At 51.4% G+C, this 13,881-nt stretch carries 17 protein-coding genes and 1 tRNA gene; 3 read left to right on the top strand and 15 right to left on the bottom strand.

Annotated features, from left to right (window positions below; all coding sequences use genetic code 11):
- Positions 1-76 precede the first annotated feature (76 nt).
- Positions 77-343: a WhiB family transcriptional regulator gene (locus IT415_01920; GenBank protein ID MCC7543445.1), complete on the top strand. Its 267-nt coding sequence runs from the start codon at positions 77-79 to the stop codon at positions 341-343.
- Positions 344-520: 177 nt separating this feature from the next.
- Here the strand turns inward: IT415_01920 and ruvC are convergent, their stop codons facing one another.
- The 7 genes from ruvC to IT415_01885 all read right to left on the bottom strand — a co-directional run bounded on the left by ruvC (position 521) and on the right by IT415_01885 (position 6,593).
- A complete protein-coding gene (gene ruvC / locus IT415_01915; protein MCC7543444.1) occupies positions 521-979 on the bottom strand; it encodes a crossover junction endodeoxyribonuclease RuvC in 459 nt (152 codons plus the stop codon).
- A gap of 855 nt (positions 980-1,834) precedes the next feature.
- A complete protein-coding gene (locus tag IT415_01910) occupies positions 1,835-2,575 on the bottom strand; it encodes a YebC/PmpR family DNA-binding transcriptional regulator (protein MCC7543443.1) in 741 nt (246 codons plus the stop codon).
- A gap of 59 nt (positions 2,576-2,634) precedes the next feature.
- Positions 2,635-4,041: a ComEC/Rec2 family competence protein gene (locus tag IT415_01905; GenBank protein ID MCC7543442.1), complete on the bottom strand. Its 1,407-nt coding sequence runs from the start codon at positions 4,039-4,041 to the stop codon at positions 2,635-2,637.
- Between the two features lie 266 nt (positions 4,042-4,307).
- Positions 4,308-5,579, bottom strand: coding sequence for an AAA family ATPase (locus tag IT415_01900; protein ID MCC7543441.1), 1,272 nt, complete (start codon positions 5,577-5,579; stop codon positions 4,308-4,310).
- 44 nt (positions 5,580-5,623) lie between these two features.
- Positions 5,624-5,881, bottom strand: a complete 258-nt coding sequence (locus IT415_01895; GenBank protein ID MCC7543440.1) for a DUF1905 domain-containing protein — start codon at positions 5,879-5,881, stop codon at positions 5,624-5,626.
- Between the two features lie 14 nt (positions 5,882-5,895).
- The gene (locus IT415_01890; GenBank protein ID MCC7543439.1) at positions 5,896-6,510 is read right to left on the bottom strand and encodes a class I SAM-dependent methyltransferase; all 615 of its coding nucleotides are present in this window, start codon (positions 6,508-6,510) and stop codon (positions 5,896-5,898) included.
- A 6-nt stretch (positions 6,511-6,516) separates the two neighbouring features.
- A tRNA-Lys gene (locus IT415_01885) sits at positions 6,517-6,593 on the bottom strand.
- Positions 6,594-6,848: 255 nt separating this feature from the next.
- Between IT415_01885 and IT415_01880 the strand changes: the two genes are divergently transcribed.
- Positions 6,849-7,484: a gamma-glutamyl-gamma-aminobutyrate hydrolase family protein gene (locus IT415_01880; GenBank protein MCC7543438.1), complete on the top strand. Its 636-nt coding sequence runs from the start codon at positions 6,849-6,851 to the stop codon at positions 7,482-7,484.
- A 48-nt stretch (positions 7,485-7,532) separates the two neighbouring features.
- On the opposite strand, the gene IT415_01875 is transcribed toward IT415_01880, so the two are convergent.
- From IT415_01875 to IT415_01860, 4 genes are all read right to left on the bottom strand, one after another.
- Entirely contained in the window at positions 7,533-8,843 is a 1,311-nt protein-coding gene (locus IT415_01875; GenBank protein MCC7543437.1) for a DUF1704 domain-containing protein, read from the bottom strand.
- A gap of 110 nt (positions 8,844-8,953) precedes the next feature.
- The gene (gene rimK, locus IT415_01870) at positions 8,954-9,859 is read right to left on the bottom strand and encodes a 30S ribosomal protein S6--L-glutamate ligase (GenBank protein MCC7543436.1); all 906 of its coding nucleotides are present in this window, start codon (positions 9,857-9,859) and stop codon (positions 8,954-8,956) included.
- A 16-nt stretch (positions 9,860-9,875) separates the two neighbouring features.
- The gene (locus IT415_01865; GenBank protein ID MCC7543435.1) at positions 9,876-10,307 is read right to left on the bottom strand and encodes an ATP-dependent zinc protease; all 432 of its coding nucleotides are present in this window, start codon (positions 10,305-10,307) and stop codon (positions 9,876-9,878) included.
- Positions 10,308-10,390: 83 nt separating this feature from the next.
- Complete coding sequence (locus IT415_01860; GenBank protein MCC7543434.1) at positions 10,391-10,918, bottom strand: hypothetical protein; 528 nt, start codon at positions 10,916-10,918, stop codon at positions 10,391-10,393.
- Positions 10,919-11,069: 151 nt separating this feature from the next.
- On the opposite strand from IT415_01860, the gene IT415_01855 reads away from it, so the two are divergent.
- On the top strand, positions 11,070-11,285 hold the full coding sequence (locus tag IT415_01855; GenBank protein ID MCC7543433.1) for a hypothetical protein: 216 nt from the start codon (positions 11,070-11,072) through the stop codon (positions 11,283-11,285).
- 51 nt (positions 11,286-11,336) lie between these two features.
- Here IT415_01855 and IT415_01850 read toward each other — a convergent pair whose 3' ends face one another.
- The 4 genes from IT415_01850 to IT415_01835 are packed head-to-tail and all read right to left on the bottom strand — an operon-like array spanning position 11,337 to position 13,878.
- Positions 11,337-12,251 (bottom strand): DnaJ domain-containing protein, encoded by a 915-nt coding sequence (locus IT415_01850; protein ID MCC7543432.1) that lies wholly within the window; start codon positions 12,249-12,251, stop codon positions 11,337-11,339.
- A gap of 3 nt (positions 12,252-12,254) precedes the next feature.
- On the bottom strand, positions 12,255-13,085 hold the full coding sequence (locus IT415_01845; GenBank protein MCC7543431.1) for an NYN domain-containing protein: 831 nt from the start codon (positions 13,083-13,085) through the stop codon (positions 12,255-12,257).
- Entirely contained in the window at positions 13,082-13,408 is a 327-nt protein-coding gene (locus IT415_01840; protein ID MCC7543430.1) for a hypothetical protein, read from the bottom strand. The genes IT415_01845 and IT415_01840 overlap by 4 nt, the downstream gene beginning before the upstream one ends.
- Complete coding sequence (locus IT415_01835; protein ID MCC7543429.1) at positions 13,405-13,878, bottom strand: hypothetical protein; 474 nt, start codon at positions 13,876-13,878, stop codon at positions 13,405-13,407. Before IT415_01835 ends, IT415_01840 begins: the two co-directional genes overlap by 4 nt.
- Positions 13,879-13,881: the final 3 nt, after the last annotated feature.

Below are 13,881 nucleotides of genomic sequence, written 5' to 3'. Positions count from 1 at the left end.
TGTCTCACCTGTATTTTTTAGGTAATCTACATATAAGCCCATTGGCGATTTAACCCGCTGTACCTAGGGAGCATGTATGACTGTAATAAAAGATAGCTGGAGACTGGCTAGTAACTGTTCTGGCACCGACCCAGACCTGTTCTTTCCAGAACGAGGTGCCAGCACCGCGGAAGCCAAGAGTATCTGTCGAGGTTGCGCCGTTCGCAAGGATTGCCTGGAGTTTGCCCTCTCATCTGGTGAGAGATCCGGTATATGGGGCGGCATGAGCGAACAAGAACGGCGATGGATTCGCCGACAGAGACGGACGACCCATTCGACAGCCAACCTGTCTAATGTCTCATGATACTGATCTCCAACTCAGCACACACCAGCAAGTGCACCGAGCAGGCACACCGGCAGCTCCTCGAGCGAATTCTCAAGCGACCTCAACGACTACGCGAGGCCTACTTGCTTAGACGCTACTAAAAAATCGCGCCCAATTCTTCTTTAGCCACGTTGATACATCAATTAACGTGGTTTTTTATGCTGCAGCTAGGGCTATAGCTAGTGCGTCAGCAGCATCATCGGGCTTCGGTATTGCATCGAGCCCCAGAAGGCGTTGTACCATCTGCTGCATCTGCGGCTTCTTTGCCCGACCATAACCCGTGGTAGCCTGCTTAATTTGCAATGGCGTAAACTCATGCACTAATACACCTGCCTGTTGTAAGGCAAGCAGCACCACACCGCGTGCCTCACCGACCTTCATGGCCGTCGTCACATTGGTCGAAAAATACAGTTTCTCTACCCCGGCGATACTCGGTGCGTGCTTGTTCAGTAAATGCTGTAAGTCCCGGTACAAAATCTGCAGACGCTTGGCGTGTTCGAGAGACTTGTCAGTCGAAATCACTCCATAATCAATCGCGCGACGCGTGTGTCCATCAACTTCTATCACGCCGAAACCCGTCGTCGCCGTGCCGGGATCGATACCAATAATAACCATGCCCCTAAGTATACTCGTTTCAATTAAAAACGCCCTACCCATTCGGAAAGGCGCAAAGTTTCTGTCCAAAGACCAACCTCTCGCAAGACTATCTCAGCACCGTAGCCGCTATCTGCCAGATATTCATATGCCATAGCTAGGGTCTCTTCTGGATCCCCATCTCCCCGACAGCGATCCCAAAATCCTCTGCATCGATATATCGCCGTAACTTGCGCTTGATCTCTGCAGGCGGCGCAACCATTAGATCTCCTTATTGGCTTAGGCGCGGAATTACGACGTGAGCGCCGACTTGTTCAAGGATGACATCACAGTCAAGCCCCTTATCAACCAGAGTAGCACAGACTGCTCCAAGCGTATCCTCGCCGTCGAGTTCGAAGTCGAGAATTTCTTGGTGCTCCGCAAGCGTGAGATAGCCTCAAACTGAGCTACGATCTCCTCTCTTGTGAGGTCTGGCCATGGCGATTCAAGCATGCTTAATCCCTTTCTAGTTCGTGCGCCCAGACGGGCAGCAAGCCTCTGGAAGCGGCGAAACTTTGCGAACAAAATCCTGATTGATACAGAAAATCTCTCTACTACCGATGTAGAGACACACCGATCCAGGATCAATGCGTTCGCCCGCTACACACAACAGTCGATGCGGTATCTGGTAACCGACAGATGCTTGAGTCTACGCTTGTGTCGTCGATAGGTCATTTCGACCCAGCCACGCTGCTCGTGGAGTGGTTCTTGGGGGACAATCAGGGTAGGCAGAACATCCATGGACTACCTTCGGGGTAGGAGGTGCGGATAGGACGTCCTGGTTATCCCGATTTTTAAGTCAAACTTCAAGCATAAGCACTGTATGAGCAGAGTCAATTAAGCGCTAACGCGCTCCAGAACTTCTTCTGGGATATCAAAGTTGGCCGTTACATTTGCCACATCATCGAGTTCTTCCAGAGCATCCATCAGACGCATGATTGTGCGAGCTTTTTGTTCATCATCAACTGCAACCGTCTGACTGGCAATCTGCTCGACATCAGCTGACTCTACATTATGTTCGCCAACTGCGGTCTTCACGGCCTCCAAGCTTTGAGGAGCCGTATAGACGACCAGCTGATCGCCTGAATCATCAATGTCCGAAGCGCCGGCTTCGATTGCAACCAGGCTCAGCTCGTCCTTGTCAGCAGATTCTTTGCAATAAATCACGCCTTTTGACTCGAACATATATGCAACGCTGCCCTGCCCGCCTAGCGACCCACCATGCTTCGAGAAGGCAGCCTTCACATCTGCGGCTGTGCGATTGCGATTATCTGTCAAAGCCTGCACCATGACAGCAATACCAGCGGGACCATAGCCTTCATACGTCAGCTCTTCTAAAGCTGCTCCACCAGCTGTGCCTGCACCGCGCGCAATAGAGCGCTCTATGTTTGCAGCTGGCATGTTAGCCTGCTTGGCCTTCGTTACAGCCAAACGCAACCGGAAGTTCATTTCTGGATCAGCGCCATCTCGTGCCGCCAGCGCTATCTCGTTGCCAAGCTTCGTAAATATTTTGCCACGCTTCGCGTCAGCTGCACCTTTTTTGTGCTTAATACTGTGCCACTTACTGTGTCCGCTCATGTTTCGTTCCTATTTATCTCCATGTTGACCACTCAAATTACTTGACCATATCAGGTGTATTATACCGTTTTTGAGGCTCTTTTTCTAGAGTGTATGAGCGATATTGCTAAGATGCTGCATAGGCAGACATAGCTTAGTAGCACTCCTGCGAGACTGATTTCGCCAAACGTCAGCTGAGCATATGGCCATTGTGCAAACCATTTGATGAGCCGCAGAACTACATCGAGCAGCATTCGTAGCGGCCAGGAGAGCGTAAATGCCGACAACGGAGCTATTACTCCAATCGACGCCACAATCACACCCCCAAGCATTAAAAGTGGTATCCAGGGCAGGATCACAAGGTTGGTGATGGGAGATATCAACGACATCGTACCAAAGCGATATGCGATCAATGGCGCTGTTGCCAGGTGAGCCGCGCAGGACACGATAAAAAATTCGCCAATCAGCGCTCGCCACCCCACGGCATTCTCGATGCGTGGCACGACTGCCAATACTCCAACAAGCGCCAAAACCGAAAGCTGCCAACTCATATCGCCGAGGAGATAATTTGGCGCATATGCCGTCATCACCCACACCGTCACCACCAGCGCCGACCACAGAGAGACTTGTCTGCGCACATGCGCAGCCACCAAAATCACCGTACCCATAATTGCCGCGCGTACAATCGACGCCGCGAAGCCGGTCATAACAACATAGAAGCCGATTGCCGCCAGCGATGCGATGAGACTGATCGGTGATTTTCGTTTCATGATCAGCATCAAGGCTGCAACTATAATCGTGAGATTATACCCTGAGACGGCAACAATATGCGACAGTCCATCAATCCGCATGTCGCTCTCGAGCGAATCTGAAATGCCAGCGCGACCCCCAAACAACAATCCACGCACAAGTCCAGCCTGCTCACGTGACAGTGCCGCTGCCAGACCCTGAGATAATGTCTGCTTCAGGCGGATGGGATATGGTTGACGCGAATCAATAACGACGACTTTGGCGTACCATATTTGCGCCGGCGCCCGACCCAGCGCCTTCCCGATCTTGCCCTGCACTTCGAGCCACTGACCTTCCTGCACATTACCCACCTGCGACTTAATTTTGAGTAGACCCGGGGTTGCTCGACCATCCACCCGTAAATCAGCGAGATAAAATTCATAGAGTCGGTCATCATTCCATCCTGGCTCGTCGGCCACACGACCAGTTACTGTCGCACGCCGGCCCACCACATCCGAGACGTCATACCATCGCTGATCGGTAAAGTACATCTGTCCTCGCATAATCCCAAGAATCACCCCGAGCAAAATGACAGGCCATACGATGAGCCGATTCGAAAGGATTCTCGACGCCACGACCGCGAAAATCACTACAATCGTTACCTGCCATACTTTCACCTGAGTAATGTAGTTCGCAGCAAACACGATACCGCTCAGCCACGCCAAGACAGCCGCAACCAGGATATGTGTTCGCTTCATGTCTGTATGCTACAGATTGTCAATCTGTGCTCGCAAGCACAACTAATTAGAAAAAGCTGTGTTCTGCCAGAGTCGAGGTATAGCTTCGAAGGGGTTATTCCCCACATCTGCCACACCAAAGTAATGCAAAACCAACCATGCCACCAGATACAGCCAACAAAAAAGTACTGCTACAGAGCACGGCCAGAATATCATCCCAGGTATGCGATGAACTCGCTGCATATCACGCTCATTGTACCATGAGCGTTTTATAAGGCCTGAATAGCTTACGATGCAGCCGAGGAGCTATACTCAGCAACCGCCTGCTCGGACGCCGCACGTAGATCAGTATCGATACGTAATGCATCAGGGCTCACCCGCAGTGCCATATTGTTGATACCTGTAAGGCTTAATGCTCCAAGTGATCGCACACGTGACAGCGCGACATAGCCCATCCCTTCGACAAATGCTCGCTTGAGATTAATCCGTGCGGCATCGAGCGTCATCCCCTGACTCTTGTGGACAGTGATCGCCCACGCCAAACGTAGTGGTATTTGTGCCAGCGATGCACGCAGCTTCTCGCCATCACGGAGCTCCCACGTTTCAGGGCCGATCGTCACCGTCTTGCCGGAGTGCAATTTTACCTCAGGCCAGTGAGTTGCCTTCTCAAACCCCACTACCGTACCAAGCGAGCCATTTACATACTTCTTATCCTGACTATTACGGATACACATTACCAGCGCACCAACCTTGAGCTCAAGCTCATCGCTTGCCAAGCATGATCGACGCAGGGTCTCCAAATACTGCGCCGATCCAGATGGCGTAGCAGTAAAAGTACGCGATTCCGTCTCAAGCTCAGCCAATTTATCAGCATTGATGCGATCGACATCCACATTTACCGTATGTAGCTCGGTCACATCAACACCATAGCCAAGCTCGGCAAACTGGCGCTCCATCAAACTCTCGGCGTGATTTCGCCGCACATCTCCTGCGCGCATCGCATTGAGAATCTCGAGAAACATCCCTTCATTCTGACGGTGCTGCTCATCGAGATAACAAATCACAGGATTAAGTTCCTCCCACACAAAGGCATTGATGACAAATCTCCCTTCGCGCTCGCCCGATCGATTGATCGGTGGTAGCTGGAAGAAATCACCGCACAGAATAACCTGCAAACCGCCAAAAGGTTCGGCGGACTCACGCACCGCCCGACAGACATCATCAACCATATCGAGTCGATAATCATGCAGCATCGAGATCTCATCGATAATCAGTACATCGGCTTTTTGGATGGTGTCACGGCGCGATCTTGACAGCGTCTCGGCAAACTTCGGCGACAAAATGTGATGAATGCCAATCCCGCTCCAGGAGTGAATAGTACTGCCATTGAGGTGCGTAGCAGCCAACCCAGTAGTAGCTGTCACTGCGACACTCTTGCCCTGCTTGCGCACCTGCTTAATGAATTTTTGTAGCACGTATGTCTTGCCCGAACCCGCTGCACCCGTAAGGAGCACCGATTCACCATCAAGCATAATCTTGAGTGCCAAGTCTTGTCTCATAGGCTTACTAGTATAGCGGAAAGATGCGGTATTTGTTCGTACTATTATTGAATATCATCAATAATCAGGCGAAACTCGGCGTTATCACCTACATCAACACCGATCTGCTTGCGCACGTCTTTCTTGATAGGTAGGATATATGCCCCCTCCTTCGAATCGGGAAATATTGACGTCTTCCATGCCACTCCCTGCACTATGACCGTGACCCTTACGGAGCCAAACCCTCGCCTAGCAAAACCGCTTAAGGCGTGCCTTATTTCACGAGAGATATGAGAGGATAGCAGATTAGACGACCCACCCACCTAAATACAATTCGCTATTTATAAAGAACGATCGTGAAATCTTTTTTGGAGTAGTGTTGTCGAAGTATTACCTTTGTTGTGAGCGTAGTGCAGAAGTCTAGAATCTCAAGCGAATCAGCATAATATATTGAGCTCTTTGCAGAATAATTTGGCCTAGGATGCCGCCCTGCCATATTGAATACAACCGCCTCGTTGGCATGCTGCCACATCGTCTGAATTGCTTGCTTACGAAAGCCGATCGGATCATCCATGTTTGAATTGAGCGCTCCGCAACACATCACAATATCATGCATATCAGGCAACGGCTCTAAGAAATAATTCCCTTCGATAAATGTATGCTCAGGATAACGCTGCTTTGCGACCTCAATAAATTCAGGCACCATATCGATACCTACATACGTATAATTACCTGCTTTGCTCGAGATGAATTCAGAGATATCACCAAACCCGCAACCTACATCAAGGATGGTTTTCCCATTAAAATCAATGTCTGCAACAAGCTGTGCATATCGCGCTTCTGCAGATACGCGATCTGTCCATTTCAAAGACTGAGGTGAGCCTTGATGCTCTCGAAATTTCTCTTGGTACTCCTCAATCTTAGATTGAAAAAATGTGTCATTGGTAGTCATAGTAAGTGGAGGGCCATCTGGGGCTCGAACCCAGGACACCCTGCTTAAAAGGCAGGTGCTCTAACCAACTGAGCTAATGGCCCACATGCTGATTATACAGCCATGTAGATGTTTCGTTTTCTAGCCATAAACACCTGCCTTGTGGCAAAGATGGAAGGCGCACTAAAGCACAACAACTAACTTAAGCTAATGGCTCATAAGAACCATATTATTTAACCTGAAAATCAGCCACAAGTCAATCTGTGTCGCCCGAATCGCTCCGATACGTTACTATAAGAACTATGCGCCGACATGTCCTCATTATCGATAACAACCACGTCCGCCCTTGTAAGCACTGTATGGCATTTCGCCCTCGCAAGCTGACTCGCGCAACGGTTGTCCGCCCTACCGAAGAAGAACTGCCTACCGAACTCGATAGCTTCACGCACATCATCCTCACTGGAGGGAATATCGTCTCATCGATGGATGACTTGAAAGTCTACAAGCGCATTCAGAAACTCATTCGCAAAGCCTACAAAGAAAACATTCCGATGCTTGGTATCTGCCTGGGACACGAGCTGATCATCACGAGCCTCCTTGGCTTAAGCGACCTCGAGCGCCATGATCAACAAGAAATCGGCTGGATCGAAATCATGCGCAACGGACCAAGTCGCCTCTTCGAGGGGCTGCCTTCGCGCTTCGTATCATTCGCAAATCACTCGGGCCACATCAAGCGCCTGCCGCACGGCTTCAGGGTCATCGGTAGTAGCAAGCGCTGCACGATTGAGGCCTACGAGCATGAGAGCAAGCCAGTCTTCGGTATGCAATTCCATCCCGAGAAGACTCCGCGCCAAACCCTGCGCACCATTTGGCGACGTGTCAAACAAGAAACGCCCGACCGATTCTTCGTCCACCCATACAGCGCCAAGCGTCTGTATCGACCGTGGGTAAAGTACACGATCTTTCGTAATTTTTACTCACAAAAGCGTGGATAAATAAAAACTGCCGCACTCCCACAAGAAGTGAGAATGCGGCATACGTCACTAGGTCGCGATAAGTCCGAGCTCGGTCAGATCCCGAACATCGTCCGGATTCATTGGGTTGAACTTCCCGACCATGAAGGTCTGCGCCGCTGAAGGATCCTCGATGAGCAGCTGCCAGATACCAAGATTACCCTTGGCATAGACGATATCTTTGCCGTAGTAGGCGCCATTGCCCTTACAATCCGTACCACGGAACGTACGTAGAGTCTGAATCCAAGCCATTTCTTCGGGACTCTCCGTAGACTCTCGCTCACGATCCGGCTCCTCGGCAACGAACTCGTAATACGTGCGCATCAGCCGATGGACCTGCTCGAAAGTCATGAAGCCATTCGTGACGAATCCATTGGCAGCCGCGATCGCGAGGTAGTAGTCCTCACGCGCATGGCGGTTGGCTCGTCCCTTGAGAGCCTGCTCTAGAGCGAGAGTTGTCCCTTCCTCGCCTTCGATGTAACCAGCTGTTCCTGACTGCAGGAAGTAGTAACCGCTCGCAGCACCACGCAGGCCGCGCTCGATATGCAAACGCTCGTGCGCGATGACAGCATAAGCATCTCGACCATGCAGCTTTCGCGTGACGGGGATCTTCGCTAGCTTGTCAGTACGCGAAACCGAGATGCGTTGCTGCTCATCGGTCACTATGACCGACCACCCAGTGGCGCCTGCTGTATCGAGTGATGCCTGCAGTACCCGAGCTAGCTCATATGCATCCCACACCGCATCGAAGTCGACGTCCGTAGGGAGATGGAGGGACTCACACAATGCCAGCATAGCAGGGAAAGCAGCACGCACGTGCTCCTCCGATGGCAACAAGATGTCTGCTTCACTTGCGTTCGGCAGAGTATCGAGGAGCGCATTTGCGAGGGGACGAATTGCTGTGTCATCGAGAGTGGCTTCAGCACGTCGACGAATGTCAGCCACGATCGAGCGGAATAGCTTCCCATCCGGCACGTAGCCCAGCATCTGATTGGTTCGACGAAAAAGTCGCATGTCGCCCTTCTTGGCCGCATCAGCGATGACATTGACGAGAAAGTTCTCGCCCAAGAATCGCTGGTAGATACGTCCTAGCGGCGAATCGTCCTTCCAGTCGGCCAATAACGACTCAAGTTCATCGGTCGTAGGCTTATAGGCAGTTGATTCCAGCTTGGGACACGAAAAATTCGGTACTGGCCGTTCACCAGCCAGGAACAAGCCGCGCTGTTCAGCTTCACTCTCTTTACTCGGCCTGAAGGCAGCAATCAAGCTGCGATTCGTCCGTTTAGCGATCGTCGCGTATTCCGCGTCTTTCCAGACGGGTTCGGTCTTGGTCGTAGGCATGTGCCTGATCTCTTTCTGTAGGGGTACGAATAGAACCTGTTTATATTACCAAAAAATGAGCACTTTGTCAATGCTCATTTTCTTATGCTTACTAGATTTCTATCGAGAGACTAAGCGCCGATCTTGTCCTTCTTGCGCTTACCCATTGCTCGCTTCGCGACGTAGTCGATCATAGCCCCGGCAATGTCTTGCTTCGTCACGAGCTCCGTACCACGCAATGATGGCGAGCTATTCACCTCGAGCACCAACGGTCCGCGCTTCGAGCGAATAATGTCCACACCGGCGATCGACATGCCGAGTGTACGAGCCGATTTAAGCGCGATATTCTGCTCTTTCTTCGTGAGTTCAACTGCGATTGGCTCCCCTCCACGATGCGTATTGCTGCGGAATTCGCCCTCTGCACCCTTGCGCATCATTGCGCCAACGATCTGATCCCCCACTACAATGACACGAATATCAGAGCCATCAGCTTCTTCGATGAATTCCTGGATGATGAAGCTGGCACTAATCGAATTGAACGCCTCAACCACCGACTTAGCAGCTTTCTTAGTCTCTGCCAGCACCACACCCTTACCCTGTGTGCTCTCGAGGAGCTTGACTACAACCGGTGCACCGCCGACGAGATCGATGAGTTCCTGCGCATCTGAACTTGCATAGGCGAAGACCGTCTTCGGAATCCCGACACCGGCACGCGCCAAGAGCTGCATGGAGCGCAACTTATCGCGCGAACGCACGAGCGACAGCGAGCTGACCGACGCATAGGCGCGCATCATTTCAAACTGCCTCACAACAGCCGTCCCGTATGAGGTATAACTAGCAGCTATACGAGGGATAACCGCCCGCACATCATCGATGGCGTGCCCTTCGATATGTACAGTTGGCGCCATGCTTTCGATGCCCATGTAGGCCTTCGTATAGTCAACAATCAGTGGCGTGTGACCGGCCTTGCGAGCGGCGTCAGCGAGTCGTGCGGTCGAGTAGTTATTCCTACCCTTGGATAAGATAGCGATTTTCATATCTTTACTGTATAGGTCATGAATGACGCACGTCAACCAGGAAGCGGTGCTTCAAGAACTTTCGCCCCAAGAGAACAGGGGTTCGCATACGGCTACGATCAGCCAATGTAAAATGGACTTTATACAGCTTCGTGGAGCCTTCGACGCGAATTGCCAGACGGACGAGGTAGCGCATCTGGTACACGCCAAATGAATTCTTGACACGACGCTTACCGAAGCGGTGTACGGTGATCGTACGTTTCTTAAAGCTCGGATGGTCATTATCGAGTACCTTGAAGGTCAAGAATTTCTTACCGTCTTCTTTGTGCAAGACAACGTCGGAGCAGTGAATTGCGTTGTGATACGCGCCGGTGTCAACCTTCGCTGCGACGTTTTTTACACCAAGATCGACCAGCTCGACTTTCGTCTTGCGGCCGATCAAAGGCAATGGATGTGGCTGGATTTGCATACGTAATTAATTATTGTAATTTACAGGTGTACATACTAGTCTTTTGGGTCCAAAAATGCAACCCATAACACTATTCTGAACCCTTATTTCTTCTTGCCTCGCTTACCCTTGCCATCATCGTCATCCTTCGACTTTGGTTTCCAGACATGCAAGATGACGAGCCAGAGCAACAAGCCAGCCAACCACCACGAACGGTTGTCGGTTGCAAGCGCGATGAGGTTATATTCTGTCTCTAATTCTCCAAGCAAGGTATCGGACAAGAAATTACTCACAAATGCGATGACGGTCATCGCCGCAAACACCGCTAACACTATCGAGCGAATTGAGAACCTCCCACCAACCGACGGTGCTTTGCCCAGCGATAGTGGAATAGCAACGATAAGCAGCAGCGCGATTTTTAGCACTGCCTGGTCATCTATGTCCACTTTTGCATTACTCAGCTGTGTCGCCACAAAGTCAGCGAGCTGATCAGCAGCAAACAGCCCAATAAGAGCCCCCGTCACAACACGTTTCAAACGCGCTTCACCAAACAAAATCCCACAGCCCAAAAACAGGCCAAGTACAGCAAATACAAAAAAATTTGCATCCAAGGTAAGAGATCCAAAGTACATGTGCTTATTATACGCTAGACAGCCATAGATACATATTGATTTCTGCCTGATTTTAGGGTAAAATAGTCCCACAAAACACCTAAGGTGGCGTTCTTCCGTACCTGATGACATCATCAAGATCAACGGGCCTGAGGACCTCCTCAAATACAGCATGACGCTCATCGAACACATTGATAGCGCGCCCTGGTTTGACTCAAAACTAGCGGGACCAAACATAGTATTCACCAGCATCATACCGCCGTACCTACCCCATTTCGTCGAGAACACGGTCTGTCAGCACACGATGCTCAACGATGCTGCCACTGGGCTCGTCAAGGCAGTTGGGCAAGAGTTCGAGTTTGTTCCCGAAACTGCCATGAGCATATAGCCCGTATCGTGACTACCGCCACATCCTTCAGTCTCTGTGACGGAAGGCTTTTTAATGAAACAGACCTTTTTTCTTGCTCGCCTTGCGATATTCTTCGAGAGCGGCTCGCTGCTTGGCGCTCAGCTTATGTGGCACTTCGACCGTCACTTCCACGAGATGATCCCCATGACGATTAGTGCCAGGCACCGGCATGCCTTTGCCGCTGAGTTTAAGCACCTTACCTGACTGTGTACCAGCAGGGACCTTGATTGTGACATTTCCTTCAAGCGTCTTAATATCTGCCTCACTTCCGAGAGCGGCGTCAGCGATATCGACTTTGATACGCGAAATGAGATGATGGCCTTGGCGTTCGAAGTCTTTGCTCGGACGGACATGCACTTCGACATACAAGTCACCTCGCTGGCCTTGCGCACCGTATTCACCTTTACCACTCAATCGCACTGACTGACCATCATCAATGCCAGCCGGAATTTTTACTTTTACAGTCTCACTCCTGCGCTCGCCGCTCGCCCGATCCATGACCCGTAACGTCAGCTCACGCGTGGTGCCCTTCACGGCTTCATCAAAATCAATCGCCACGGCGACCTGTACATCACGTGGTCGGCCGCGCATACCACCGAAGATCTCCGAGAAAATATCGCCGAAGCCACCAGCCCCAGAGAAATCAAACTGCACATTGCCAAAATCAAAACCTTGCCCACCAGAGAAGCCGCCAAATGGATTGCCCCCAGGGCCGCCAGCGTTTGCAGCGCCTGCAGCGTGGCCAAACTGATCGTAGGCAGCGCGACGCTTCTCGTCTGACAATACTTCGTAGGCTTCACTAACTTCTTTAAATCTTGCCTCATCACCACCTTCACGGTCCGGATGGTGCTTGAGTGCTGCCTTCTTGAAGGCCAATTTAATCTCATCTTGACTTGCGCCCTTGGAGACGCCTAAAACTTCATAGTAATCACGCTTGTCAGCCATAGATTATGATTCCTTCTTCGGCATGCGAGACCTGCGAACTGCACGCGATCGAGTAACACGCTCCGGAGCTTCTTTCGCTTGCACTTTGCTCGTGGTTGATTGCGGCAACAACATGCTTGCCAAGCGCGAACCAGTCACTGCACCAGATGGCTGTTGATCGCCTGTCTTATGCCTCTGGTACTGCGCATGCTCGGGCTTCTTATCCCGATCTTGGCTCTCGTATTTTTGTGGCTTTGGCCCGAGCGCAGCAGCCGCGTGCTTCGCGAGAATCGTAAACTTGCGCGTCGCCGTGCGCGCCAGCGCCGCATTACTTACCCCACGAAATCCGACGTACCAGAGCTCAGCCCCACGTCGCTTAGATTCTTCGATCGCTGGCACCATGTCACCATCCGAACTCAAGAGAATGATGCGCACATTCTCTCCAGATGCACGAATTACATCTGTGGCGAATCTAAGATCAACACCTTTCTCGACTAGCACTGGCTCAGCATGCCCACACACCTGGCAGGGCTTACCGTCACGGACCAGCAAATGTCCCGCCTGGACGTAGTTGATGTTCTGGCTTATGAGTGCTTTTTCCCAGGCATCTGCATCCTTGGCATAACGCTCAGTACGCTCCTTTAGCTCAGGCGTGCGATCGATAATATGCACTTTAGCAGCATAATATTCAATCTTTGCAGTTTTCACCGAATCATTTTGGATGACGTCGGCGAGCATCTTACGTATATCAACCCGCACCAGCTCATCGCGGTATTTTACTAAGCGGCGCTTGGCGAGCATATCGCGGAGCTGGTAGACGAAATTCTCGCCATCGATGAAGATGATTGTTTTCATGCCTGTTTGTTTCCTTTCCTTTCATCGCGCAGCCCTACCGACAGAGCTAGCACCGTGCCGAGCCATGCTAGAGCGGCGCCGTCATAGGGACGGTAGCTAATGTACGTGGCCGGACCGACACAATCGATGAAGCTTTTGCTGTCATCCCTACTAGGCAGCCACTGCCAGACGAAGTACACATCCCGCTGTACGCTTTGAAACGAATTCATCTCCTCACCACGAGCACAAGACTGGGCTACTTTTTCATTGATCGTCGTGCGCAGTAGCAACACCCCAAGCGCAGCGAGCAGTACGGCGGCAGACAGAGCAACAACCGATCTCATTGGTTGATCAAGCCTCCGCTCACTTCAGATTTATAGATCAGTGCGCCTTGCGGATTGCAAATATTCTCCTGGCCTTGAAAACGATCTAGATCACCTGTCCATATGAAGGCATACGAGTACCCATTCGATGCTGCCAGCTTGCGCTGACCGCGTACCGGCATCGCCGCGTCTGGCTGGCGCAGTGCTTCTTTGAGTGCGGTATAGACATCAGCCGGCTCCTCGCTCGGATCGATGATGGCTCCAAAATACACCATCATCCAAAACGGCTTCTCGCCTTTGCTGATTACTTCCATTCCGCCGAATGGTTCGCCGCCAAACCAGTTATCGTGGTATTTCCAGCCGTCTCGCTCCAGCACGATATCATGCGAGCCATCGGGAAGATGCTTCGTCGGAGGTTGTTCGTTTGCATAACCAGCCTCTCCTACGTAGGCAAGGAAGTCGCGAAATGCTGGTGCAGCTGTGATTGACATGCG

The organism is bacterium, from assembly GCA_020854115.1.
GTDB lineage: Bacteria > Patescibacteriota > Saccharimonadia > CAILAD01.
The sequence above is the reverse complement of the archived record's forward strand: the minus strand, read 5'-3'. Positions and strand labels throughout refer to the sequence as shown.